This is a genomic window from Peribacillus sp. P4_C12, assembly GCF_056402095.1.
The window spans coordinates 1-890 of record NZ_JBFUIB010000980.1 but is presented as its reverse complement, the minus strand read 5'-3'; the positions used below and the strand labels follow the sequence as shown (position 1 = coordinate 890).

The following is an 890-nucleotide window of genomic DNA, read 5'->3' as shown; positions in this document are numbered from 1 at the left end:
CTTCAATACATCATTGAACATAGAACAGAAACTAGCGGGAATGAGTTCCCAGCCTTATTAGCAAGTTAGTTTTCGATTCGAGTCTTTTATAATAAATAAAATGATGGCAAGGATAAAAACATGAGCTTTCGAAAAAGTAGGATGGTAACCAGAAAATAGGAAGTGAAAAAACAGATAGAGGCTTGTTTTACGCGCACTCTATCTGTTTTTTTAATTTACTCTATTCAACGTTAGAGTGAACCGTACCATAAGTAAATGAGGTTTCTAGTTGAAAGTTAAAAAGTATTTAATTCTTTGAATTCATTATTATCTTAATAAAAATAAGCACTCAGTCAAAAACCATATGACAATCGCCAGCTACTTTCAGAAAAAGATTAAAAAATTCAAAAGCAAGTGGAGAAAACAACCTGTTTTTCGCCACTTGCTTTATTTTAGGGACTTATCGGACAGCCCCCTTGTGGAATTAATAATATTAATATAAAAAATTAACATTATATTTATATAGTTTTGGTTTAATTGAATTGTAAAATATAAATCTCCTTGGAGGAATCATTAGATGATTAATAAGAAAATTGTGAAAACAGGAGCTACTTTAGCACTTGCCTTAGCTATTACAGTTCCAGCACTATCACCGACAGCAGCTACTGCAAAGGAAAATAGTAAAATTGAATCTGTTAAATTTAATGGAATGAAAGCACCAGCTACTATCGATGAAATGGTAAAAACGTATACAACTGCAACCGTTGATGTAAAATATAGCAATGGAAAAGTAAAAACATTTCCGTTGTCCTACAACTACCTATTTAAATCGGAAGATAAGGTAGCAACCGTTAAAGGTGAAAAAATTCCTGCAGGTACACCAATTGATGTAAAAGGAAATCCAATTAAGG

General features: G+C 32.0%; 1 pseudogene. It reads left to right on the top strand.

The annotated features are described in order from the left end of the window. Positions 1 to 556: 556 nt before the first annotated feature. Positions 557 to 890, top strand: a pseudogene (locus tag AC1DUW_RS30690) (alkaline phosphatase); the annotation flags it as partial.